This is a genomic window from Pantoea sp. BAV 3049 (genome assembly GCF_009765445.1).
Taxonomy (GTDB): domain Bacteria; phylum Pseudomonadota; class Gammaproteobacteria; order Enterobacterales; family Enterobacteriaceae; genus Erwinia.
The window spans coordinates 7,343-7,798 of the sequence record NZ_WHOY01000031.1; positions in this window are offsets into that span (position 1 = coordinate 7,343).

A 456-nucleotide genomic window follows, 5' to 3' on the forward strand; every position below is an offset into this window, starting at 1 on the left:
ATAAATAATCAACACCACCACGACTACTGATTTGCCGTCGTGAATGCGACAGAACCGGGTCAACCCTCCAGCTACAGCGATTAAACAATGTCATAAGACCTACCACATTGCTTGTCAGCCTTGCTACCAGCGGATTTATCTGACAATCATTACGGGGTTCCGTGGTCATTTCTGCAATAACACACTAAGCGATTTACCTTCTGACGCCAGATAGGTCTGAAGGCATAAATGCAGGGGTTCGCAATAGAAATCCCTCCGACTCGCAATCAGTGTAAATTTAGGTACCCTCTGACAGGGATTTCCCTCCGCTTTTTTGCCATAATTTTCGTTACTAAGACAACAGAAGGAATAAATTTCATGACATTATTAACAGCCGACGGGGGCACACGGTATATTCGCCACGGCCATGCCTGCCTGGGCGTGGCCGGCCCCGCAGGACTCACCCTGACCGCAGGT